Source organism: Lentibacillus daqui (assembly GCF_027186265.1).
Taxonomy (GTDB): Bacteria; Bacillota; Bacilli; order Bacillales; family Amphibacillaceae; genus Lentibacillus_C; species Lentibacillus_C daqui.
Map to the genome: position 1 here is coordinate 2,848,596 of NZ_CP114176.1, position 26,396 is coordinate 2,874,991.

The 26,396-nt window shown below is 38.8% G+C and carries 19 protein-coding genes; 5 read left to right on the forward strand and 14 right to left on the reverse strand.

The features are described from left to right. Positions 1–56: 56 nt before the first annotated feature. Entirely contained in the window at positions 57–710 is a 654-nt protein-coding gene (locus O2S85_RS14415; RefSeq protein WP_269410004.1) for a GNAT family N-acetyltransferase, read from the forward strand. A gap of 49 nt (positions 711–759) precedes the next feature. Continuing rightward, complete coding sequence (locus O2S85_RS14420) at positions 760–2,118, forward strand: APC family permease (protein WP_269410005.1); 1,359 nt, start codon at positions 760–762, stop codon at positions 2,116–2,118. A gap of 173 nt (positions 2,119–2,291) precedes the next feature. Here O2S85_RS14420 and aguA (O2S85_RS14425) read toward each other — a convergent pair whose 3' ends face one another. The 9 genes from aguA (O2S85_RS14425) to O2S85_RS14465 form a co-directional block, all read right to left on the reverse strand. Continuing rightward, the gene (gene aguA / locus O2S85_RS14425) at positions 2,292–3,392 is read right to left on the reverse strand and encodes an agmatine deiminase (RefSeq protein WP_269410007.1); all 1,101 of its coding nucleotides are present in this window, start codon (positions 3,390–3,392) and stop codon (positions 2,292–2,294) included. Positions 3,393–3,531: 139 nt separating this feature from the next. After that, positions 3,532–4,917, reverse strand: a complete 1,386-nt coding sequence (locus O2S85_RS14430; RefSeq protein WP_269410009.1) for an APC family permease — start codon at positions 4,915–4,917, stop codon at positions 3,532–3,534. Positions 4,918–4,964: 47 nt separating this feature from the next. Then, positions 4,965–6,308 (reverse strand): APC family permease, encoded by a 1,344-nt coding sequence (locus O2S85_RS14435; protein ID WP_269410010.1) that lies wholly within the window; start codon positions 6,306–6,308, stop codon positions 4,965–4,967. Between the two features lie 185 nt (positions 6,309–6,493). After that, positions 6,494–7,975 carry an aldehyde dehydrogenase family protein gene (locus tag O2S85_RS14440; protein WP_269410011.1) on the reverse strand — a complete coding sequence of 494 codons (1,482 nt, stop codon included), beginning with the start codon at positions 7,973–7,975 and terminating at the stop codon, positions 6,494–6,496. 116 nt (positions 7,976–8,091) lie between these two features. After that, positions 8,092–9,483, reverse strand: coding sequence for an aminotransferase family protein (locus O2S85_RS14445; RefSeq protein ID WP_269410012.1), 1,392 nt, complete (start codon positions 9,481–9,483; stop codon positions 8,092–8,094). 20 nt (positions 9,484–9,503) lie between these two features. Beyond that, complete coding sequence (locus tag O2S85_RS14450; RefSeq protein ID WP_269410013.1) at positions 9,504–10,745, reverse strand: M20 family metallo-hydrolase; 1,242 nt, start codon at positions 10,743–10,745, stop codon at positions 9,504–9,506. 287 nt (positions 10,746–11,032) lie between these two features. Further along, positions 11,033–12,394: an APC family permease gene (locus O2S85_RS14455; RefSeq protein ID WP_269410014.1), complete on the reverse strand. Its 1,362-nt coding sequence runs from the start codon at positions 12,392–12,394 to the stop codon at positions 11,033–11,035. A gap of 227 nt (positions 12,395–12,621) precedes the next feature. Next, positions 12,622–14,256 (reverse strand): amidohydrolase, encoded by a 1,635-nt coding sequence (locus O2S85_RS14460; RefSeq protein WP_369419522.1) that lies wholly within the window; start codon positions 14,254–14,256, stop codon positions 12,622–12,624. 52 nt (positions 14,257–14,308) lie between these two features. Continuing rightward, complete coding sequence (locus tag O2S85_RS14465; protein ID WP_269410017.1) at positions 14,309–15,655, reverse strand: APC family permease; 1,347 nt, start codon at positions 15,653–15,655, stop codon at positions 14,309–14,311. 288 nt (positions 15,656–15,943) lie between these two features. Between O2S85_RS14465 and O2S85_RS14470 the strand changes: the two genes are divergently transcribed. Next, a complete protein-coding gene (locus O2S85_RS14470) occupies positions 15,944–17,329 on the forward strand; it encodes a sigma-54 interaction domain-containing protein (protein ID WP_269410018.1) in 1,386 nt (461 codons plus the stop codon). Between the two features lie 106 nt (positions 17,330–17,435). Further along, positions 17,436–18,533 (forward strand): agmatine deiminase, encoded by a 1,098-nt coding sequence (gene aguA / locus O2S85_RS14475; RefSeq protein ID WP_269410019.1) that lies wholly within the window; start codon positions 17,436–17,438, stop codon positions 18,531–18,533. Between the two features lie 143 nt (positions 18,534–18,676). On the opposite strand, the gene O2S85_RS14480 is transcribed toward aguA (O2S85_RS14475), so the two are convergent. Both O2S85_RS14480 and O2S85_RS14485 read right to left on the reverse strand, forming a co-directional pair. After that, entirely contained in the window at positions 18,677–19,426 is a 750-nt protein-coding gene (locus tag O2S85_RS14480; protein WP_269410021.1) for an SDR family NAD(P)-dependent oxidoreductase, read from the reverse strand. Positions 19,427–19,485: 59 nt separating this feature from the next. Beyond that, positions 19,486–20,241 carry an SDR family NAD(P)-dependent oxidoreductase gene (locus O2S85_RS14485; RefSeq protein ID WP_269410022.1) on the reverse strand — a complete coding sequence of 252 codons (756 nt, stop codon included), beginning with the start codon at positions 20,239–20,241 and terminating at the stop codon, positions 19,486–19,488. A 172-nt stretch (positions 20,242–20,413) separates the two neighbouring features. On the opposite strand from O2S85_RS14485, the gene O2S85_RS14490 reads away from it, so the two are divergent. After that, positions 20,414–21,022: a TetR/AcrR family transcriptional regulator gene (locus O2S85_RS14490; RefSeq protein WP_269410023.1), complete on the forward strand. Its 609-nt coding sequence runs from the start codon at positions 20,414–20,416 to the stop codon at positions 21,020–21,022. A gap of 182 nt (positions 21,023–21,204) precedes the next feature. Here O2S85_RS14490 and O2S85_RS14495 read toward each other — a convergent pair whose 3' ends face one another. The 3 genes from O2S85_RS14495 to O2S85_RS14505 form a co-directional block, all read right to left on the reverse strand. Beyond that, positions 21,205–22,305, reverse strand: coding sequence for a C45 family autoproteolytic acyltransferase/hydrolase (locus O2S85_RS14495; protein ID WP_269410024.1), 1,101 nt, complete (start codon positions 22,303–22,305; stop codon positions 21,205–21,207). A 40-nt stretch (positions 22,306–22,345) separates the two neighbouring features. Next, complete coding sequence (locus tag O2S85_RS14500; RefSeq protein ID WP_269410025.1) at positions 22,346–23,716, reverse strand: aminotransferase family protein; 1,371 nt, start codon at positions 23,714–23,716, stop codon at positions 22,346–22,348. A gap of 248 nt (positions 23,717–23,964) precedes the next feature. Then, positions 23,965–26,073: a sigma 54-interacting transcriptional regulator gene (locus tag O2S85_RS14505; RefSeq protein WP_269410026.1), complete on the reverse strand. Its 2,109-nt coding sequence runs from the start codon at positions 26,071–26,073 to the stop codon at positions 23,965–23,967. Between the last annotated feature and the right edge of the window lie 323 nt (positions 26,074–26,396).

Here is a 26,396-nt window from a genome sequence, read left to right on the forward strand (position 1 = left end):
GGTTATTTTGTATAACCGCATCTTTATAGTCTCAAAAACACAAAGAGGTGTATAAAATGGAAAAAGAAAATCGATTTGATTTAGATCAAAAGATAGTCGTCCGTAATACCAAATACAAGGATATAGACGGAATCATTGCATTGTCCCAAGCTGTTTTTGAACCATCCATTGCTTTTCAAAAAGAACAAATAGAAAGTCAATTGGAGATTTTCCCAGAAGGACAATATTGCGTTGAATATAACGGGAAAATTGTGGGTTCTTGTTCCAGTTTAATTGTTAACTATACGGACTATGGAAACAATCATTCATTTGAGGAAATATCCGATCATAACTTTATTCGAAATCACAATCCTGAAGGTCAGAATCTATATGGTATAGATGTTTCTGTTCATCCAGATTACCGTCAATTGAAAATCGGACGGCGTTTATATTCTATACGGAGAAACATATGCAGAGACTTCAATTTAAAAAGCATTATGTTCGGTGGACGAATTCCATCTTACAATAAATACGCCGATAAAATGGGTGTTCACGAATATGTTGAAAAAGTATCAAAAGGCATTATTTATGATCCTGTACTTACCTTCCAGTTAAGAAATGGTTTTAACATTAAACAGATCATGGAAAACTACATCCCTGAAGACAAAGAATCGTTAGGATACGGAGTCTTAATGGAATGGATAAATGAACAATATAATCCGGCTAATTGATTTTAGATTTTTATACAAACGCTTTAAGTATAAAGGGAGGGATGCTTAAATGGCGAATCAACATCAAAGTTTAGAATTAAAAAGAACACTGAAACTAAGACATATTCTAATCCTTGGGCTTGCTTACATGTCACCTTGGGCTGTCTTTGATACATTTGGTATTATTTCTGAATTAACAAATGGTCACGTCCCGGCATCCTATGTTTTGGTAATCATTGCTGTACTTTTTACTGTTTTTAGCTACAGTAAAATGGCAAGAATTTACCCTTCTGCAGGTTCAGCCTATACGTACACACGAAAAACAATGAATACGAGTCTTGGATTTTTAGTGGGATGGGTCATCTTGCTTGATTATCTCTTTCTTCCTATGATAAACGCAGCATTTATAGAAATATATCTCTCCGCCGTGTTTCCGTCCGTTCCTTCATGGATCTGGATAATCGGTATGATTGCTTTTATAACTGTCCTGAACATTGCCGGTGTAAAAGTTGCGGTTTCAGCAAACTCACTATTAGTAATCTTTCAGGTACTTATTACAATATTCTTCGTCGCTTTAACCGTTCACTCCATAGTCTCGGGAAATAATGGGTTCTTTTCCTTTCAACCATTCTATTCTGATTCAATGAGTTTTTCCAATGTTTTTGCGGGGGCTTCCATTCTAATGCTATCATTTCTTGGTTTTGATGCAGTAACTACTTTATCCGATGAAGCAATTCACCCGAAAAGAGATATTCCAAAGGCTATATTTTTGGTTGCATTTCTTGGAGGTGCTTTCTTCTTAACAGTATCGTATTTTATGCAAAGTTTATTTCCGAAGCTTGCTTCTTTACAGCAAATATCACCAGACTTGGAAAGCGCCTCCTCTAATATCGCCCTTTTTATTGGCGGTCATATTTTTAGTGCTGTTTTCCTTGCAGGAGCGTTAACAGCATGTTTGGCGTCCGGATTAGCAGGACAAACCAGTGCAACCAGATTATTATATGCTATGGGGAGGGATAGGATTCTTTTTAAAAAAGTTTTTGCCTATCTACATCCGCGTTTTAAAACACCGGTGTTTAATATCCTGATAACTGCAATATTAGCTTCTTCGGCGTTATTTTTAAATTTATACGCGGCTACATCCCTGATTAACTTTGGAGCGTTTGTTGCATTTGCATTCGTAAACCTGTCTGTAATTATATTTTATTTCAAGAACCGTAACCATAAAAAGTTATCTCTCATCGGTTATGTGATCATTCCTTTTCTTGGATTCCTATTTAACGTCTATTTATGGTACAATTTGGATCCAGCTGCCATGCTTTTGGGAATATCATGGATGGCTGTAGGTGTAATTTACCTATTATATATAACCAAATTTTTTACAAAGGCTCCTCCGAAAATGGATTTTGATGAATCTGATGTAGGTTAATATTACAATTTTTCCTTCGTATTTATACCAAAAAAGCAGTATACTTTTTCGTGTACCGCCTTTTTGGTTATTTGTTTCAGACATTACGGTCCCATTTAATAAGACCATATCTTCAAGTTTCCCCGGCATATGCAAATACACCGGAAGATAAGTGCAGCTATTTTTCTATTGCATTACGCCCTTGGCCGAGCTAGGGTCATGCAATGAATGTTCCCGCCACTTAAAGACCATTCTTTTGTTGGGAGGCCTATTACCTTTCTATCTGGCATAATTTCCTGTAATCTATTTATTGCCTCTTGATCACGTGGATCGTTATATAACGGAACCAAAAAAGCGCCATTTACAAAAATACCGTTAATATAGGTTACCGCTAATGGTTGGTTGGATTCACGAGGTGCCGCATCGCCAACAACATCAAATCCTTTGTTTTCTTCCTCTGTTATATAAATAATTTCAGGTATATGGATTTTATGAATCTCAAACTTTCTTCCCTTTGCGTCTGTCTCTCTACTTAAAATATCATACGCTTCTTTAAACACTGGATACTGTGGATGATTGACATCGTCAACCCATGAAAGCGCAATAACCCCTGGTCTTACAAAAAAGCAAATGTCATCTACATGACCATCTGTTTCATCATACAGCATACCTTGTTTTAGCCAGATTACCTTGTCCAAACCAAGGTATTCTTTACAATTTCTTTCTACTTCCTCTTTTGACATACTGCCATTTCTATTCGGATTTAGGTTACATTGTTCTGTCAAAATAATAGTACCTTCTCCATCTACTTGTGTGGATCCACCTTCAAGAATAAAGTGTCTAGCATCATAAGAATCTATATTTTCAAGTTCAAATAGTTTTTGAGAAAATTGTTTATCTAAATCCCATGGGAAATATAATCCTTCGTCTAAACCTCCATACGCATTAAAGCCAAATTGAACTCCTCTCACTTGACCTTGATCATTGATAACGTAAAAGGCCCCCTTGTCCTGAGCCCATGCTTCATTTGTTGACATTTCAACCACACGAACTTTTTCACTCAATCTTGCTCTTGCGTTTTCATATTGTACCGCAGAACATATAACTGTTATTTCCTCATACTCAGCAATAGTATTTGCAACGGTAACACATACTTCCTGAGCAGGTTTACCTCCATTTCTGAAAGCAAAACCTTTTTCTGGCCAAATAATAATGGATTCTTTATGTGGTTCAAATTCTCCTGGAATTCTAAAGCCATCTTTTTTTGGTGTAGTATTTTTAATTACGCTTGCCATGTTATATTCCTCCTGTTTTCAAAACTTTTTAGTAAGTTACTTGTAATCAATTTATATTTATAGAGTAGAACTATGATATTTCTGGATATTCGCATAAGATAAACCCATTAAAACCCTTTTGAGGAGACACTTTCTTCCCTTAGTGTGCTTGACTATCATCAAGTTCAGGTGGCTTCTTCCTGAAAAAATTGGTTAAATACAAGATATACAAAAACCCGATCCCTGTCCAAATAAGTCCCAGTATCATGGCTGCTATTTCAAGGCTGTACCACAAATACATATTAAATCCCAAGCCCAGAAAAGGTACGATAACGTAACCCAGTATCGCCTTGGTAGACCGACTTTTCACGCGTTTAAAGAAATAAACGATTACTGACAAATTAACAAATGTAAAGGCTGCGAATGCTCCAAAATTGATCAATGAAGCCGCCTCCATAAGATTCAAAAATATTGCTGATAAAGCGAGTATCCCAACAAATAGAATATTAAACACAGGTATTCCGGTACGCGGGTGAATATAACCAAAAATTTTCTTGGGCAATACACCGTCACGCCCCATTCCATATAATAGTCTGGAAGCACTCATTTGCTGGGTTATACCACATGCAAGAACGGCCACAACATATCCCGAAATAAATATCGAATGAAAAAGGTTACCACCAATATACTTAGCAATTTCCGGTGAGGCACCTTCAATATCCTTTAAAACGCCAACATCCGGAAATAACGATTGCATAAAGTAAGTTATTGTTACGAAGAAAGCCCCAGCACCCAACGCTATGATAAAAATACCTCGGGGAATATTTTTCTTTGGTTCAATAGTCTCCTCTGCCAGTGTTGTTACGGCATCAAAGCCAAGAAATGATAAGGCCAGAATAGATGCCCCTGCAAAAACTGCTGGAAGATGAAATTCATCTGAATAAAACGGATGAAGTGAAAATGAACTTCCATATCCCTCTCCGTATATAACGGTTCTGATTGTCAATATAACAAAAATCACTGCAACCAAAATCTGAAGGATAACCATAAGGTAGTTAAATACAACCGCTAACTTGACTCCCATCAGATTAAGGGTCGTGGTGATAACAATCGTTGAAAAAATCCAAATCCAGGAAGGGACACTTGGAAAAGCAGACGAAAGATAAATACTTGCAAGCAAAGAGTTAATCATTGGAAGAAAAAGATAATCCAGAATGGCTGCCCATCCTACCAAAAACCCTAAATGAGCGTTGATTGTTTTTCTTGTATAAGTGTATATTGAGCCAGCATACGGATAGATTTTTACCATTTTCCCATAACAATATGCAGTAAATAAAATGGCGATTATAACTAGCATATAAGCAGCAGGAACATGACCATTTGTTATATCAGAGATAATTCCGAATGTGTCAAAAACGGCCAGCGGAGACATATAGGCTATTCCAATGAAAACTACATGCCTTAATTTTAATGAACGTTTTAGTTGTCCCTTTGGCGATTCTTGATTAAACGGAACGTCTAATTCTTTAGCTTCACTTAATCCCATATAATTCCCCTTTACGTTTTTATATTTAACTCCACTATGAATACCCCCTACGCCTCCAATTCATCAAAATCAATTTCAGGAGGATTCTTTTTAAAGAATCCGGTCGATATAGCTAGATAAGCTAACCCCAAAACGGTCCAAATTCCCCCAATAGTCAGAGAAAAGAGATCAAGATTTACCCATAAGTACACAACAAACAGCAATCCGATACAAGGTGCAATTAAATTACTTAGAACATAACCAAGGGAGCGTTTTCTTTCAGTTGTAAAAAAGCTTTTAACTACACAAATATTAACAAATGAAAACGCAGTAAATGCCCCTACATTAATTAATGATGTTGCTGCTTCCAAGTCCAAAAGCAATGCGGACAAAGCCATCGCACCGACCAATACGATATTAAGTACTGGAGAATTAAACTTGGGGTGTAAATAGCCAAAAAATCGTTTGGGAATTACTTTATCTCTTCCCATTGCGTATAATAATCGCGATGCACTCACCTGTGCTGCTAAGCCTGAAGCAAATACAGAAAACAGGGCTCCGCCAAGGAAAAACGAAAGAAATAAGTTTCCTCCAATCATTACCGCAATTTCAGGAGATGCACCCTCAATATCATTAAATAATGACACATCCGGAAATAGCGATTGCATGAAGTAAGTCACCGTAAAGAAAAATACCCCGCCGATAGATGCAACAAGTAAAATTGCTCTAGGGATATTTTTCTTTGGTTCAACCGTATCCTCCGATAGAGTCGTTATGGCATCGAAACCAATAAAAGATAAAGCTAATAATGCAGCCGCACCAAACAACCCCGAATACTCATTAGCAGCAGGGAACAACTCAGCAAAAGACATAAAATGTTCTGGGCCGGTCTGAATAGAACGAACCGTTAGAAATATGAAAGTGACGCCAACCAAAACTTGAAATACGACTAATAAAATATTTACTGAGGCTGCAATCTTCACCCCGAATATATTCAATACCGTAATCACTGCTATTAGTCCGACAATCCACACCCAACCTGGTACATTGGGAAAACCGGCTGATAAATAAATTTTCGCAAGCAATGCATTAATCATTGGAAGTGCTAAATAAGCAATAAACGACACCCAGCCAACCATGACTCCCAAATACGGATTTAGAATATTTTTCGTATAGGTATAAACAGATCCCGCGTTTGGAAATCTTTTAACTAGTTTTCCATAGCTCATGGCTGTAAAGAGAATGGCTAGAAACACCACCACATAGGCAGTAGGCACATGTCCTGAAGATACGTCCGATGCAATTCCAAATGTATCAAATACCGCAAACGGGGACATGTAAGCCAAACCGATCGCTACAACATGTACTAACCTGAGTTTCCGTTGTATCTGATTCTTATCATTATCATTCACCAAATCAACTCCTCAAATAAACATATACTGGTATTCACACGTATTTGGATGCGTTTACAAATGTACTTATTGAAATTTCCCGCCTAACAATTCATTTGTTAGGCGAGGTATGAACACATCAGCAGAAAGTTTCCCGACCTCAGTACCAGTAATGTACAAATCACATCACAAGTACATTCTCGTTACTAATCCAACCCAATCCACACACTTTTCACTTCTGTATAATTTTCCAACGCATACGAACCCATTTCCCGGCCAAACCCTGATTCTTTATAGCCGCCAAACGGGACAGCTGCATTGGTCAGGTTATAGCAATTCACCCAGACAGTACCCGCTTTTAATTTATTGGATATCTTATGTGCATTTTTCAAATTCTCTGTCCAAAGCCCTGCAGCCAAACCATATGAAGAAGCATTGGCACGTTCGATCACTTCATCGATACTGCTATATGGCATTGCAACAACAACAGGACCGAATATTTCTTCTTTGGCAATGGTCATGTCCTCGTCAACCCCTGTAAACACGGTCGGCGAGACAAAATATCCTTTACCTTTGTTTTCGCCGCCAACTAACATCGTTGCGCCTTCCTTAATGCCCTTTTCTATATAGGAAGTCACTGTATCAAACTGCTTCTTGGAAACAAGCGGACCCATATCTGTTTCTGCATCCAGGCCGTCACCCAATGTTACATTTTCGGCGTATTCCTTCATCTTGTTGACTACCTCATCAAAAATGTCATCCGGTATATAAACCCGGGATCCGGCACAGCAAACCTCTCCCTGGTTGACCATAATTCCGTTAAACACTCCCGGAATGGCTTTGTCCAGATCAGCATCAGGCAGGATAATATTTGGCGATTTTCCGCCGAGTTCCAATGTCACCCGCTTCATCGTGTCTGCTGCAGACTTCATGATGGCACGGCCTGTTGCAGTAGAACCTGTAAAGGCAATTTTGTTTACATCCGGATGGCTTACCAGTGCATTACCAGCCGTTTTTCCAAAGCCATTAACAATATTGATTACACCTTTAGGAAATCCAGCTTCTTCAACAAGTTTTGCCAAATACAGTGCAGATAGCGGTGTTTGCTCGGCTGGTTTCAGCACAACGGTACAACCTGTTGCGATGGCGGGGGCGATTTTCCATAATGCCATCATAATCGGAAAATTCCAAGGAATGATTTGTCCTACCACCCCAACTGGCTCATGTCTTGTATAGTTGAAAAAGGATTCAGAGACAGGAATCGTTTGACCTGTCATTTTCGTCGTCCAACCGGCAAAATATCTCAGATTCTCAATCGCTCCCGGCAAATCGCTGCCCGTTACTTCTTTCAATGGTTTACCGTTATCCAACGTATCCAGTTGGGCAAGAATCTCAAAGTCCCGTTCCATTAAATTAGCAAGTTTATGCATTAACTGGGAACGCTCATAAGCACTAAGCGCAGGCCACTCCCCTGTTTCAAAAGCTTGTTTAGCAGCCTTAACCGCTTTATCCACATCTTGCTCCCCTGCTTCATGCACCACTGCCAATACTTCGCCTGTAGCAGGATTCTCGGCAGTAAACGTATTTTCTTCTACCGATGCTTGCCACTCACCATCAATAAACAGTTTGATAGGATCCTTTAAGAATTCTACCACTTTAGGATTTAGTTCTAGTACTTTGCTACTCATTTATAAACCTCCTTGGGAGATGTTCAAAAAAGCCCGGTAAAAATAATCTTTAAATATCATCGTTTTCTACCTTCCTTTTTGAATACCCCACCATTATATTTCATTTTCGATTACGTTTATCCGATCTTTTTTGAAAAAGCTGCCGCTGCATCATCAATGATCTCAATAATCTTCTCTATTTCGCTTTTCGTAACAATGAGTGGGGGTGCAACTGCAACAATGTTCATCCCCGGTTCAAAATCAAATGGACGGATGAGCAGATCTCTTTGATAACATTCTTCCACAAGTGTACCGGCAGCGCCTACTGAATGGTCAAAAGGAATGTTGGCATCGCGATCTTTAACCAAATCAAATCCGGCTAACAAGCCTCTGGATCGTGTATTGGCAAAGAAGGAATACTTGTCTTGCAGGTAATCCAAGCCCTTTTTCAGTTCGTGTCCCATGGCATCTGCATGGGCAACCAGTCCATCACGTTCAATAATTTCAATATTTTTTAATCCGATTGCACAAGCAGTTGGATGGCCGCTATACGTAAAGCCATGTGCCAACATGTCATCATATTGGTTAATGGTATTACTAATTTCCTCTCTCATGACAACACCGCCAAGTTGTGCATAACCACTGGTGATTCCTTTGGCAACAGACATGAAGTCAGGCACCACTTCCCAATGATCGACACCGAACATTTTTCCAGTTCGGCCAAAACCACAAATGACTTCGTCTGCAATAAAATGAACGTTTTTTTCATCGCAAAGTTTTCTAACTGCCTGTAAATATCCTTCTGGAGGAACGTGAACACCACCTGCTCCTTGAATTGGTTCTACGATAACGGCAGCAATTTTATCCGCTCCATATTTGTCGATAACGTCACGAATACATCCTTCATATTCCGGATCGCTTGTATCTCCCAATTCACAAGCTGTCAGATGTGGTTTCGCATTAACAATGTCTGGATCTGATGAACCTGAAAATTCCCGGTAGGCATCAATTCCTGTTGCACGTTGAGCTGCAATTGTCACCCCATGGTAACCGCGCTTCAACGAAATGATGATTCTTTTTTCTTTAAAACCTTTTAACTGCCAATAGAATCTGGATAATTTAAATGCAGAATCATTGGACTCCGAACCACCAGAAGTAAAGAAAATGGTGTTTAAATCTCCTGGCGTTAATGACGTGATTTTTTCAGCTAATCGTACGGTTGATTCATTCGCATAACCATAAAACGTTGTCGTGTATGCTGCTTTTGTCATTTGCTGATACGATGCTTCTGCCAATTCTTTGTTTCCATGACCCAGATTCACATTCCACAGCATGGACACCCCATCAATATAGGTTCTGCCATCCATATCTTTTAAATAGATCCCTTGACCATCTTTAAAGATAATTTTCGGACCATTTTCACTCTGTTGCTTCGGATTGGTTGATGGGTGAAGAATATGCTTCTTGTCGATGCTGGATAATTCATTTTTCAGTTCTTCTGTTTTATCTAATTGTTGATTTTGACTCATGTTGATTCCTCCCAAATAAATTAATTGATAACGTTTGCCAGTTTTGTAACGGCATAGAGTAGAACATTTGCCCCTTTTTCAATATCATCATGAAACGATAATTCCTGTTCGTTATGACTAATCCCTTTATGACTAGGGATAAAAATCATTCCTGTATCAGCTACTTGCGCAACATATTTCGCATCATGCCCCGGGCCACTGAATAACTCCATGGCGGGATATCCAAATTCCTCAGCACCTTCTGTAATACCTTTTATGACATCGGGGGAAAATTCAACAGCATCCGACTTCCAATCCGTTTCGATGGTTAGATCGACATCATGTGTTAATGCAATGGTACTTAGCTGCTCCCTTAATATTTCAATCGCATTCGCTCTAGCCTCATCATCTTGATGTCTGATATCTACTGTAAACTCTACTTTGCCTGGAATCACATTGGATACATTTGGTGAAACATCCATTTTGCCAACTGTAATCTTTAATCCATCTATTTCTTTTGTTAACTGATTAACTTTCGCGATCATTTTAGCAGCGGGAACTAGTGCATCCCTTCTGCCATCCATAGGCGTAGGTCCAGCATGATTTGTTTCCCCTGTTACCGAAATTGTTAACCAGCTCATTCCCTGGATTCCTTGAACAATCCCGATTGATTTATTTTTCTTTTCCAAAATCGGTCCTTGCTCGATATGAAGTTCGATATAGTTCTTCACGTTTTTTAAGCGATTCGCCTTTTTCCCCACGTAGCCTATTTGCTTAAGTGCCTGTTCAAACGTGACATCCTTACTGTCCTTGGTATGATATACAAAATCTTGTGTGAATACTTCTGCAGCCCCACCAGAACCGAGCATGGGCGGTCTAAAGCGAGCTCCTTCTTCATTAGTAAAATTAATGATTTCAATAGGGTATTCTGTCTCGACTTGATTATCGTTCAATACACGGATAACTTCCAATGCTGATAAAACACCCAAAACACCGTCGAACCGGCCACCGCATGGTTGTGTATCCAAATGGGAGCCGATGGCAATTACTGGCCCACTGTTTTTTCTTCCTTTTCTCCGGCCATATATATTGCCAAAGTCATCAATGCGAATGTTAAGCCCTTCTTCCTTCAGCCAATTAACAAAGATGTCCCTCATGGTTTTATCTTCTTGTGTCAATGCCAAACGATTTAATCCGCCATTTTCTGTAGCACCAATGGAAGCACTTACTTTAATGGTTTCAAGTAAGCGGCTTTTATTTATTTGATAGATTACCTTCTCCATGTCTCTCCCCCTTCACCGCTGTCGATTATGGTAATGCAATTTTTATGCCAAAATATTAAATAAAGAACTATCGGATTTCTTTGCCATAGAATGCTAGAAGATAATTAGTTTTGAATCAATAACGATTCGTTTATTGAGTTAATTTCAACTCAATAGGCGATGTCACTTCCCGAATTTTGTCGAAAACATTATTTAAAAAGAAGGCTGCTGTGTCAGTTAGCAACGAAATTTTGTTTAAAGAATGTTCAATACCGTATATACCAAATCAGTGAGATAAATAACTTCTTTTATGGTGTGTTCTCTACATCATCAATTGATTCGTCAAATGACATTTTAGGAGGCTGGTTCTTAAACATCCGGGTCAGATACATTAAATAAATTAATCCAATAGTTAACCAACTGATTCCCAACATAAAAGCAAATTTACTCAAACTGGTCCACAACCAAATACATAATATAACTCCGATAAACGGCACTAACACATATAATATCAAGTCTTTGAATGTGCGTTTTCTGCTCCTTACATAAAAATGAGCGAATACAGATATATGTACAAAGGTAAAAGCAGAAAGTGCTCCAAAACTAATGAAGGAAGAGACAGTTTCCAAACTGAAAAATAAGGCTAACAATGCTACAACGCTTACAATAATGATGTTGAATACAGGAGTTCGATATTTTGAATAAAGATTGCCAAATACTTTTTTGGGAAGAATTGTATCCCGCCCCATCGCATATAGTATTCTTGATACACTTGCATGTGAACTTGTGGCTGAAGCAAAACAGCCAATGATATATGCTGCTAAAAAGAACGATTTAAATAAATTACCACCAAGGAATCCCGCAATTTCCAGACCGGCAGAATCCGGATCCTTAAACGACATATAGTTAGGAAACACAAGTTGACCGAGGTAGGAAACAACGATGAATAATAAACCGCCAATAATAGTTACTAGAAAGATTGCCTTTGGTATTGTTTTCTTGGCATTAATCGTTTCCTCAGACAATGTTGTCACAGCATCAAAGCCCAGAAACGAAAGGCATAAAATTGCAGCTCCCGCAAAAACTAAAGAAGTTGAACCCTCAGGATTAAAAAATGGCAGTGATGAGAATAGAGTCCCCGAACCTTCACCACCTAAAAGACTTTTCACAGAAAGAATAATAAATAAAGCAACAAAAATCATTTGGAAAGAAATCAAAGTGAGATTGACCCCTGCAACCACCTTAATTCCTCTAACATTAACGATAGTTACAATTACAATCGATAGTATTATCCAAATCCATACCGGAACTGCAGGAAATTCGGCATGTAGATATATTCCAATAATTAAATAGTTAATCATCGGTAAAAACATATAGTCCAATAATAATACCCATCCAACGAAAAAACCGACGTGCGAATTAAGAGATCTTTGCGCATAGGTATAGGCGGAACCGGAATACGGAAATGCTTTAACCATCCGCCCATAGCTAAAAGCTGTAAACAACATAGTCAACAGGGTTACAACATATGCCATTGGCAGCATCCCTTCAGTTAGTTGGGATACAATTCCATATGTTGTAAATACGGTTAAAGGAACCATATAAGCTAATCCAAATAATACAACAGGAAACAAAGTAAGTACTTTTCTAAACTCTGTATCGGCTTTCATTACGATCACCTTTCAATCTTTTTATTTTGTAGTACGTTTTTAATTTGCTTTAACTATTCAAGTCCCTATTTTTGATAGCGATTATAATGACATCAAAAGCAATTTAAGGGTTTAATAGAAATTTTGGAAGTTGCTTCGTTCATATAAAAGGAAGAGGCATTACCCTCCTCCTGTTCATTTTTGTAATGCAATCCCCTGCGCAAACAGTATTTCTTGTTTAAATACTTTTAGTTATGAACTTTTTCATCCTTGAGGCTATATTTATTTTCATAAACAACCTGACCATCGGCAATTGTTAAATTTACTTTTGTTTCCAGGATTTCTTCAGGAGAAACTTCAAAGAGATTTCTGTCTAAAACTACAATATCCGCCAGTTTCCCAACCTCAAGTGTTCCCAATTCATTTTCTCTAAATGTTCCATACGCTGGGGTTTTAGTATAGTCTTTTAACGCTTCGGCAAGTGAAATAGATTCATGCACATGCCATGGTTGACCATTACTGGATACTCTTGTAACAGCACGATAGATTTCTAGTAGTGGATTTAACGTAGCAACCGGGAAGTCAGTCCCAAGTCCCACTTTTACCCCCGCGTTTTTTAATGTATTAATCGGAAATACATACGGTTCTTTTTCCTTACCGATACGGGCAGTATAAGCTTCTCTCTCGCTTTGGGCCATATGTTCCGGCTGCATGGAAGCAAGTACACCCAATTCGCTAAAACGGGAAATATCGTCCTCTTGAATCGTTTCAACATGCTCAATTGTATGCCGCGAATCCCTTTTCCCATTCGCTTTTTGCGCCGCTTCAAACGTATCAAGTGCTAATCGGACTGCTCCGTCACCAATGGCGTGGAATCGGACCCGAAAGCCTTCTTTATCTGCTTCAACCACTTTTTGCTTAATCTCTTCCGGCGAATAAACCAATTCCCCGCATGTATCCGGATCATCTGCATAAGGTCCAACCATATACGCGGTTCGGCTAGTTACCACTCCATCAATAAACCCTTTCAAACCTGAAAACCGCAGTTTATCTGATGTAAATTCGTTACGCCATTGTTTGTGCTTCTCCAAATCAAAATCAATTGACGGTAAAATATGAATCCGGGTTGTTAACCTATCCTTTTCATCAAATTCCTTAAACAGTTCATAATACTTTTCATTGCCATCCCCATACATGTCATTTACCGATGTGACACCTACACCGGCAGCAAGCTCCAGGAATTGATCCAGCAATTCCCTTTCTTTATCCCTCGATAAATCAAATACTTTATCGTCCACCAATTTAGCAGCTTTTTCATATAATACACCGGTTAGTTCCCCGTTCTCATCTTTTTCAATAAACCCATAAGGCGGATTTTCCGTATCCCGATTGATATTACAAAAATCCAATGTTTTACTATTCACCCAAGCATAATGCAGTTCCGCGTGATTAAGCATAACCAGTCGATCGGGAACTGCTTGATCCAATGAAAATCTGCTCGGCAATTGATTCTGTTCCCAGTAGCTGGCATCCCAACCTACCCCGATTATCCATTCTTCATCAGGGTGTTGTTCCGCATATTGCTTAACCATATTTACTGCCTCTTCTTCTGACCGCGCCTCGGACAGGTTCACACCATTTTCCATCACGATTCCCGACATGAGGTGCAGGTGGAAATCATGAAAGCCCGGTACGATTAATTGATCTTCATAATCATACATTTTTGTATTTGGTCCGCGATATTCCTCTATTTCCTTGTCAGATCCGACCGCCACAATTTGGTTGCCAGAAATTGCAATAGAAGCCGGGATTGGCTTGTGTGTTGTACCTGTGAATACAGCATTGCTTGATAAAATGATATCTGCCTTTTTTTCGTTACGCATAGACATTCATACCTCCAATATTTTTATAAAAAATCGATAGAGTGAGATTGGTTTATAATTCACTGGCCTCCGAGAATACTTCTTCAGGGGGACGCTTGAACATTTTGGTTTGATTGACAAGATATATGAAGCCAATCATAAGCCATATACCTCCCAATAAGAAGGAATGCCACCCCAAGTTCAACCATAAGCTAAAGATAAAAATAGCTCCGATTGCCGGTATTATCAGGTATTTTATCACCCCCTTAAATGATCGATTTCTTTTCTTAATATAAAAATGACTAATAACGGATATATTAACAAAAGCAAACGCAAAAAAAGCGCCAAAATTAATAAGCGACGTTGCAGCAGTAAGGTTAAAAAACAAAGCTGAAAGTGCTACAAGGCCTACTATTAAAATATTATAAACCGGGGTATGAAATTTTGGTGAAATATATCCAAATATCTTCTTAGGAAGAACGTTTCCCCTTCCCATGGCGTACATAATTCTGGAAGCACTGGATCCGGAAGCGACTGCAGAAATTGTGCTCGCAAAGATCCCCGTACCAACAAAAACTGTTTTCAAAAATATTCCGCCAATCAAATAAAAAATATTATACTGAACTGACTGCGGATCAACAAAAGAACGAATATCCGGATACACCAATTGCAGTAAATAAGTTGCCGTGATGTAAAGGACACTGCCGGTTAACGGAATAATGAAAATAGCTTTCGGGATTGTCTTTGTAGGATTTTTTGTTTCCTCTGATAAAGCTGTAATTGCATCAAACCCTAAATAGGTAAAGCACAGGATCGGGACTACTCCCATTAGACCCGAAAATTGTACCTCCTTGTCATGAAAAGGTAAGATGGAAAATGTGGTTCCTACACCCCCACCATTCAATAAAAACTTTATAGCGTAAATAACAAAAAGAACAAACGCAACCAAAGAAAGGAGAAATATAAAAGTATTGAAATTTGCCGCAAATTTAATACCAAGAATATTAACCGTGGTGATAACGATTACAAAAAGAATAATCCAAACGAACATCGGAACAGCAGGAAAATATGCTGTTAAGGATATCCCCAAAAGTAAAGCACTAATCATCGGGCTTAACATGTAGTCCAACAAAATAGCCCAACCAACCAAAAAGCCCAAATGGGGGTTCATCGCCTTTTGAGCGAAAGAATAAGCTGCTCCAGCTGAAGGAAATTCCTTTACCAACTGCGCGTAACTATATGCCGTAAATAGCATCACAAATAATGCTATCATATACCCGATCGCAATCATTCCATTACTTTGAAACGCTGCAACACCATATGTATCAAACACTGTTCCAGGTGCCATAAAAGCCAAACCAAAAAAAACAACGTGTCTCAAGCCAAGCGATCTTTTTAATTTACCCGATTCATTGTCCAATTTTATCACCCTCCACTCTTGCTAATATAAAATTATTATCCTTTGTCAGGCGTTATTATCAAGCTTCTACCTTGTTATTAATACGCGCGAATACCTTTCCATCTCTTCTTCCAACTAGCATCAATTATAACAATGCAATTTTTATGCCAAAAAACATCAACAAAATAATAGTTTTTTCGACATTTCATTTCAAAGATTAATAGTATATAATTAATTTAAATTCACTTTCGATTCAATTATCGAATTGAAATCGGTTCAAAATCGCCTGGTGCAGAGGAGGCAGTTACGATGAACGGCGAATTTATTCACGACAAACATTTTCATAGCGTTTTCAATCATCTCAAAGACGGAATATTTATAACCGATCATACTGGAGTAGCTATTTGGGCAAATGATACAAGTACGAAACAATTGGGAGTTCCCCGCTCGGAAATAGTAGGAAGACATGTAAAAGATTTGGAGCGTAATGGTTTATTCACTCCTTCCGTAACAAGGATCGTTTTAGATAAAAAGGAAACTGTGACGAAGGTTCAAACATCTAAAGACCGTCAATATATAGCAACAGGATATTTAGTAAAAGTCCCGGAAGAAAAAACAGAGTACATACTCGTCCAGGTAAAGGATATTACGGAAACAGTCAAGGCTTCATTCAAACTTGAAAAAGCAGAGGTTCTTGTGCAAAAATATTGGGAAGAACTGAACCAATTGAAGCAAAAGCAAACCAGTGAAAATCAAAAACAACTGGTAATTGGAACAAGCAAAAAACATGAAGAAATGATCGATTTAATCAAACAGGTTGCCCCTGTCGATACAACAATTCTTTTAAATGGGGAAACAGGAGTCGGCAAAAGTGTTATTGCAGAATATATCCATCAACTAAGTAACCGACCCAATAAACCATTTATCCAAATCAATTGTGGTGCGATCCCGGAAACATTATTGGAATCAGAGTTATTCGGATATAAAAAAGGAGCTTTCACCGGGGCGAATAACGCAGGTAAAGCGGGTTTGGTCAGAAAAGCAGACGGAGGAACTCTTTTTTTGGATGAAATCGCGGAACTGCCACTGACCCTGCAACCTAAAATTCTGCAATTAGTTCAAAATAAATCCTTTATCCCAATTGGCGGGACTGAGCTTGAACAAGTAGATATAAGAATCATTACGGCCACAAATCAGGATCTTCATCAAATGGTAAAAGACAAGCTATTCAGGGAAGATCTATACTATCGGTTAAATGTTGTATCCATTCAGGTTCCCTCATTACGGGAAAGACCTGATGATATACCACTTTTGGTTCATTACTTTTTTGACTTTTTCAAGAATAAGCATCATAAAACTTCTGCCTTAAGTGAGGAGGTAATTGATAAACTTAAAAATTATCGTTGGCCGGGGAATATTCGAGAATTGGAAAATATGATGGAATATTTGGTGGTGACTGCTAAATCAGATGTCATAGAAACGGCCGCACTTCCGAAAAAAATATTACAAGAAAATCAATATGTGGGAGATACGTATGATTTGGGTAAGCAGAACCTTACAGATTATTTGGAGGGTATCGAAAGTGAAATAATAAAGAACGCTAAAATAAAGCATAAATCCACCAGGAAGGCAGCTAAATCGCTTGGCATCACGCAATCTGCTTTTGTACGAAGGCTAAAAAAATATAATCTTTAATTGAACCAACGATGACTCTGATGTAAGTAATTCTATGATATACTTTTTAACAAAATATTGATCGTGGCACAAAACTTGCATAATAACAGTAAAAGGAGGTATTCAAATGGTCTCAACAATAGATAGCAAACCCAAAATAGATGGATTTAGAATGCCTGGTGAATTTGAGCAACATCTAGGTACCTGGATGCTGTGGCCGACGAGAACAGATACATGGAGATCGGGAGCAAAACCTGCCCAAAAAGCATATGTAGAAGTTGCTAAATCAATCTCTCGTTTCGAACCTGTAACCATTGGCGTGACCAGCAACCAATTCGAGCATGCACGTGCATTACTACCAAAGAATATTCGGGTGGTTGAAATTTCCTCGAATGATGCATGGATGCGTGATATTGGTCCAACGTTTGTCAAAAATGATAAAGGAGAAGTTCGCGGAATAGATTGGACGTTTAATGCATGGGGCGGGCTGGATGAAGGATTATATTTCCCCTGGGATCAGGATTCACTAGTCAAACCAAAAGTTTTTGAGATAGCGCAAACTCATCGATATGATGCATCCGATATTGTATTGGAAGGTGGGGCAATTACAGTAGACGGTGAAGGCACATTAATTACAACCGAACAATGTTTGTTAAATCCGAATCGAAACCCGCATTTATCCAAGCTGGATGTGGAGAAAAAATTAAGCGATTATTTAAACATTGATAAAGTAATTTGGCTAAAGGATGGTTTAGTTGGCGATGAAACAGATGGCCATGTCGATGAAGTCGTATTTTTTGCTCGCCCGGGAGAATTGGTAATAGGCTGGACAGACGATCCTAACCACCCGCAGTATGATGTACTGCATCAGGCTTATGAGCAACTAACGAAGGAAACTGACGCAAGAGGGAGAAAGTTTAAAATTCATAAAATACAACTTCCCGAACAAATTTCCTTAAGTGAAGAAGAAAGCCAGGAAATTGATGTTACCGCGTCTAGTTACAACCGTTCATCGGACGATACATTTATTGCAACATATATTAATTGTTATTTGTGCAACGGCGGGGTTGTTATCCCTGCATTTAATGATCCGCACGATGAAATAGCTATCAATACGTTTAAAGAAATATTTCCTGATCGCGAAATTGTTCCCGTTTATACAAGAGAAATTTCTGTTGGCGGCGGAAATATTCACTGTATTACCCAACAGCAGCCGTTGCCATAACATTTATTGACAAGGAACCCCATTGGGCACCTTGTCTTTTTTTAATACATGTGCGAGACATTTTTAGCATTTATATCTAAACCTTTGTGTTTTTAGGTAATAGAAATAGTTAACACATTATGGTACACAAAAATCAATTATCATTAAAGTGCGGTCCAACCACCATCAATGACCATTTCTGAACCTGTCATGAAAGAAGATTCATCTGAAGCTAAATAAAGTACACCGTAAGCGATATCTTCTGGTTTGCCTAAACGTGGTAATTGCGTCAAGCTTTCATAATATTGTTTTACTTGTTCATCGAAATACTCTTCAATCATTGGTGTGACAACAATACCGGGATGCACAGAGTTGACCCGGACATTTTGTTTTGCATACTCCACGGCTGCTGCTTTTGATAATGAACGTAACGCTCCTTTTGCCGCTGTATATGGGCTTGTACCTGCCATCCCGACAAGACCACCGATTGAGGAAATATTGATTACAGAGCCACCGCCTGCTTTTTGCATTTCCGGTATCGTATATTTCATCCCCAAGACACAGCCCGTTAAATCAATATCCATTACTTTTTGCCATTGATCCATGGAAATATCAAGTAATGTACGGGGCTCACTTACTCCCGCATTATTGACGAGCACATCAATCTTGCCAAAGGCTTCAATTACTTTAGCTACAACACTTTTCCATTCCTCTTCGGAAGCCACGTTATGCTGAATGGCAATCGATTCACCGTTATTCGCTCGAATTTGATCAACGACTTCTTGTAAAGCTTCTATCTCTAAGTCGGTTGCCACTACTTTTGCACCTTCTTTCGCAAAAAGGGCAGCCTCTGTAGCTCCTTGCCCATTAGCAGCACCAGTAATAATAGCAACTTTTCCATCCAAACGACCCATAACTAACACATTCCTTTCCTTTTATATTAAGACAGTGGTAATGTAACTGGTTTGCTTTTCTATAGAGTAAGGCCACCTTCTACTCCAATAATGGAACCTGTCATATAAGATGATCCTGAGGTAGCAAGGAACGCAACGACATTCGCGATTTCTTCAGGTTCACCCATTCGTCCGATTGGTGGATATTCAATTTCTGGGATATTTCCGGTTTCTTCCCAAGTTTTTTGAAATCCCTTCACCAGATTGGTTTCAACTCCACCTGGGCAGATTGCATTGACACGAATACCTTTGCCAGCATATTCTTTGGCAGCTGCTTTCGTCAATCCTACAACAGCATGTTTGGTGGCTGAATAAACTGCCAAACTATGCTCAACACGCAATCCTGAGCTGGACGAGTTATTGATGATGATCCCGGAATTTTGTTTTTCCATCACCTTTAACACGTATTTCATCCCCAAAAATACACCTTTAAAATTGACAGACGCGACACGATCATATTCTTCGTCCGGAATGTCAGCCAATAGATATGGTTTTTGAATAACGCCAGCATTGTTGAAAAATACATCAATCCGCCCATATGTTTCAACCGCTTGATTAACATAGCGCTGAATGTCATTGCTATTGGATACGTCAGCTTTGACAAAAATTCCTTCTCCACCTTTTTCCTTTACCAGCGCTAACGTTTCTTCCCCAGCCTGTTGATTAAAGTCAACCAAAACCACCTTCATATGATTTTCTGCTAACTTCAAACTGGAGGCTCGCCCCATACCGCTTCCTGCACCAGTGATTATCGCAATTTTATCGTTTTCAGTCATTCTTTACACTCCTTTTATTCAATCAACATAGTGACTACTTATTGACAACATGTATATTATATATTATTTTAAAACATTGATGCAAAAACGAAAGACGATAATTTGTCGTTTTGTTTACGATTTATAGTATACTTGTTGACAAATAGCAAAAAATTAGGCAAGGAGAGTAAATATGTCTAAAAAAGAGCAAAATACCGATCCACGTGTTGCACGAACACGAAAATGGTTTAGAGACGCATTGTTTGAATTAATTCATGAAAAAGGTTATGAAAATATTACCGTTCAAAATATTGCTGACCGGGCTACATTGAATCGTGCTACATTTTACCTCCATTATCGTGATAAACATGATTTGCTTTATCAAAGTTCAGAGGAAATTTTGAATGGCTTGGCTAAAAATCTGCATTCATCAAAATCCGCGGCAGAAAAGATTGACTTTCGGGGTGACCAACCACCTTACGTTTTTATTCAGCTTTTTGAATATATTTCTTTGAATAGTGACTTTTTTGAGGTTGTATTAGTGGAAAAAAAGATTCCCGCAATAACATCCGGTATGATAGACGTTATTGCAGAATTCATTTCAGAGGGGATTTTTATTATTGCTCCGGATGACGATCAACTTGTAGTCCCCAGAAAAATATTAATTGCGTATATTTCTTCCGCTTTTTTGGGGGTGATTGGCTGGTGGTTGGAAAACGACATGCCCTACACGCCAAAGTATATGGCAACAAAACTCATGCGTCTGGCATTGAAGGGCCCGTATAAGAACGATCCTTTTTAAACTTAAACTGCAAATGTGAAAAAATCCAAAGAACAGCCCTTTCACACTGAGATGGGGGATGTTGCGTTACTATCAGAAATGGGAAAATAACCACCCATAGCCTGAACAAGCAAGGTGGTTATTTTCGACTTTCATTTCCATTGAGACGCAACTGCTTGAACAAGTAAAACGACAGCTTCTAATTAACTGACAAGAAACCTGCTTCCCACTTTATCATAATCCGTTTCCACTGCATTCCCAACACGTAGAAATGCTTGCCTTTTTGATAGGTTGATAATGATAGAAAACACGGTTTCCATCCTCCTATGCTCAGGGGCACGCTCATTTTCAAAATGATTGATTGAATTAGGTGCATTAAATTCATCAGAAAGCCAGCGCTTAAATGATTGTTCATTAATTAATTCCTGGTTCGCAATACTTGTTTGGATAAGCTGTTCCGCTCGCTTTTTCCGAAGTGCCGAATCATCAAACTTAAATTCATTTCGGTCTTCTAAATTTTTCTTAACTTCTTCGGAGCAAATATGATTCGTGTGTACCAATGTTCCACGATCTCCGCCTACATAATCGATGCCAAATGGAGAAACTTCTGCATTCACAGCCATGCCATTTCCATTTCCCTCGTCATATCCAATTAGGAAACTAGCGGCAGAAGCCATTTGTCCGCCTTTTATTTTTGATACCGCCTCAGTCAGGGAGCGTGAATTCAGTACGGCCCTTAACCCTAAGTGGATGGGTACCTCGTTGGATTTTTTGTCGGTAATCAATGCATTAAAGCAAATCCCTACGCCTGCAGAATTATAACCAATCTTACCAATGATCCCACCTTCCGTCACCATCGTTATATCAGGGTTGGATTGGTTCTTTATATCAAGCAGTAGCAAGCTTTCTTTTTGTGAACCTTTCCAATCCCAATTTTGACCAATAATGGTGTCTGATATAATTGGATTAGTGATAGCCATCGCTGTACAACCATCCGAAAAGGCTGTTCCTTTATATCCGGTTAGCGCTATCTCACTACGGGCATTTAATGCGAGAATATCCTCAAACGCTACTCCTGCCCCTGCAGCGATCCCTTCCATTTCCGCGATCATATCGGTATCATATTTCTCAATCGCTGTTAAATGGGATTTTGCACGCTCTTTAGCTTCAGACCAGGTAATATGTTGGTAACCGTGAAATAACTTTTCATAGGTTTCCAGGCTGTGATGAACTTCCTGTTTGCCCTTGCTCCCATGTTCACGACCAATTTCCTTTGCCGTTCCCTGTAGTTGTAATTTCTTCATCACCCATTCCCTCCTCTCCATAATGTTATGATATGATCATTTATTTAATTTTTTCTTCAAAGGCTGTTAAGGATTCATCGATGATTGCAATCATTTTTTCAATTTCTTGTTTGTTGATCACCAATGGCGGTGCAATAGCAACCCGGAAAGTTCCTATTGGTCTCAGAATAAGTTTACGATCAAAACATTCGTCTACGATGGTTGATGCTGCATTTATCGATGCGTCAAGATAATCACCAGTCTCAGGATCGAATACTTCAAATGCTGCTAACAAACCAATGGCCCGGCAGTTTCTTACTATATCGTGTTTCTCTTCCAAATAGGTAAGCCCTTTTTGTAATTCCTTCTCCATTTGTTGTACGTTATCAACTACATGCTCCCGCTCCAATATTTCAATATTTTTCAATGCCACTGCACACGCTGTTGGATGCCCGCTATAAGTGAACCCATGGGCAAAAGTACCATCGAAATTGACAATTTGTTCTCTTACTTTATCACTGATCAAAACGCCACCTAGTTGTGCATAGCCACTGGTAACCCCTTTGGCAATACACATTAAGTCTGGAACGACTCCCCAATGTTCTATGCCAAACATTCTTCCAGTGCGACCAAAGCCACAAATCACTTCATCTGCAATAAATAAAATATTGAATTCATCGCAAAGTGACCGAACTGCTTTTAAATAGCCTTCAGGAGGAATGTTCACCCCACCTGCACCTTGCACTGTTTCTACAATTACTGCGGCGATCGTGTCTGCCCCTTCTCGTTCGATTAAGCCGCGAATCGAATCCGCATAATTTGGATCGCTTTTATCACCTAATTCACAATTGGTGAGATGTGCTTTAGCATGGATAAAACCTTCTACACTGGTTCCGGCAAATTCATGTGTTGAAGGAATGCCGGTTGCACTTTGCGCTGCTTGGGTTACCCCGTGATAACCATCCTTTAATGCAATAATTTTTTTCTTTTCCGGTTTGCCTTTTTGTGCCCAGTAAAACCTTGATGTCTTGAAAGCGGTGTCATTCGATTCAGAACCACCCGAAGTGAAAAACACAGCATTCAAGTCGCCAGGTGCGATCGAAGCCAATTTTTCAGCCAATTTAATGGTTGGTTCACTAGAAAAACCTTTAAATGCTGATGAATAAGCTATTTTCAGCATTTGCTCCCTAGAAGCGTCAGCCAGTTCCGTTTGTCCATGTCCCAAATTAACATTCCAAAGCATAGACATTCCGTCGATATATGCTTCTCCCTCGGTATTATATGCATAAACGCCCTTACCTTCCGAAAAAATAATGTCGGGTCCGTTTTCTGCCACAGCTTTTGGTGCTGTTGTAGGGTGAATAAAATGTTTTTTATCTAACTCCACTAATTCCGCTACTCTGGATTTTGCCATATTTGTTGTCTGACTCATAACATAAGCCTCCTTGTATTTTTCAAGTATTCATTCTATAACATGCAATTTATATGCCAACCCAGGATCTTTTATCAAATATTGACTTGGGCTTCGTTTTAGCAGGAGTTGTCCACGTTAGATCAAGAAAAATTACACTTTATTTCTGCCTGATAACCTATCATTTTATGCTGCAACGCATAGATGTATTATAAAATGCATAAAAAGACAGTCGTTGTTATGATGTAATAAACCACATTTGCAAGAAATTACTCATACTGCATGATTCTTTTATATTTACGACTGACCGCTGATTGACTAATTCCGAGTGCTTCGGCTGCTTTAGTCGTTGTCTTGTACTTTTTCATTGCCAACATAATTAATTGTTGCTCCACATCTTCCTTTGCCTCATTTAGTGGAATAATTCCAGAAACCATTGGCCTCGATCGTTGAACTTCTCCCGTTACCATAAATTGACCAACAAAATCCTCACTAATCACCTCATCATCCGCCGTAACAAATATCCGCTCAATTAAATTCTGTAGTTCACGAATATTACCCGGCCACGAATAATTTTCCAAAAGATTTAATGCACCGGGTGAAAAATGGTAATTTTTATCGTACCGCTGATTTAATGATTGCAGTGTGTGATAAGCCAATAGCGGTATATCCTCCGGTCTTTCACACAGAGGCGGGACATGGATTGGAATAACATTGATCCGATAGTATAAATCTTCGCGAAAGGCTCCCTTTTCAACCAACGTTTTTAAGTCCTTATTTGTCGCAGCTACAATTTGGACATCAATTGGAATTGGGGTAACGCTGCCAATGGGAACCACTTCATTTTCTTGTAGCACCCGCAATAATTTAACCTGTAGTGAAAATGGCATATCGCCAATTTCATCAAGGAATAAGACACCGCCATTGGCCTGTTCAAAGTATCCTTGCTTCCCATTTACATTTGCTCCGGTAAAGGATCCTTTCGTATAACCAAACAATTCACTCTCCAGTAAGTTTTCCGGTATGGAACCACAGTTGATAGTCAAAAACGGCTGATCTGATCGGTTACCTTCCCTATGTATGGCACGGGCAATTAATTCCTTGCCTACCCCCGATTTCCCATGGATTAATACCGTTGAGGAAAAATCCGCTATTTTTTCTATTTGATTTACAATCTTTTGCATTTTAGCGCTGCAGTAGATGATATCATTTGAAGGATTGGTTTTATTTTTTAAGCGGGAGAGCTCTTGCTTATACCGTTGCGTGATTTCTTTGGTTTGCTTTAACTCTGTTTTTAATTTTGTATTTTCCGTAATATCACGGGAAGCAATAACGATCCGCATTAATTCCCCATCATCATTAAAAACAGGATTGCCGATAGCCAGTATTTTTTTGCCGCTATTTGTCTCTTGTACAACAGACACCTTTTCCTGTCTTTCCAGGACCATTCTTGTTACAGAAGGAGAAAAATGACCCGTTTCTTCTAACTCCGGTATATTTTTCCCAACCAGCTCTTTTAGATCACTCCTCCAAAAATCCGTAATATAATTTTCGCTATGCCTAATCAGTGTCCCTTCATGATCAACAACTAGTAGTTCATCATAAATGGTAGACAGAATCGCATTCATATCCCGGTTTAAATTTTTAACTGCTTCGATTTCCATGGCCATTTCTTCAACCATTGGCAAATCTTGAACGATAATAATTGCCCCGTCCACTTTTCCGTCCGCAGTCTCAATCGGGCTATAATCGACCAGCACCCCCATTTCATCTGTGATATGAATTTGGTTCAACGTGGTCTTTCCGGTAGAGAACACTTGATGTAGAAGTTCGCCGTTAAAAATGTCACCCGCATCAGCTCCGATAACTTTTTCGGCTGTAGACCGGATCATTTGTAAGCCGGAATCGTTATAATTCACTATCTTCTTGTGGTGATCAACGACAAATATCCCCATCGGTATCGAAGCAAGCAGTACCTTTAATAGATTCGTATTACGATCCTCACGAAACATTTCAACGAGCATATCTTCCCGCCTCAGATATCCCGCCAATTCATGATTATCGCCCTTCACCAAAACAATAGGCTCACCTAAAATTTGAAAAATGTAAGGTACAGATATGGGTTGTTTCGGATTAAATACACCAATTTTTTTGATTGAAACGGCATGTGAACGTAATTCCTTCATGTTTAAACCTTTGTCTGTTATTTCGTTTGTTGTCCATTTTTTCAAATCTACATAGGCATATACTTTATTGTTCCTGGATAAAAATAGATATTGATCACGATAGTCTGCTAAATTCTTGGAAACATTTTCTCCTTTTTCATCATCTTCTACGATAAAAATAGGCTTTAGCTTATCAAAAATGGTTTGGCTCATTTTTGGGTCCCCTTTTTTTATAAGCAATTCTTTATATTTCATATTATACCATTTATATAAATAATCCAATACCCCATTTGGGAGCCAACTGTATTCGGAAATGCAAAAACGATGGAGAACATTGGACTATAAGTTGATCGAAGTTGTCTCAAAGTTGATGGGTCAGCTTATAGTTGATCGGAAATCCATGAAAGTTGATCGTGACAGCCTTAAAGTTAATCGAAAATCGCGAAAGTTGATCGAGCCGGCCTTAAAGTTGATCGAGACTATTTAAAAGAGTGCTCAATCAATAGGCGGTAAGGTGTTTTTTCAGTAACACCGGA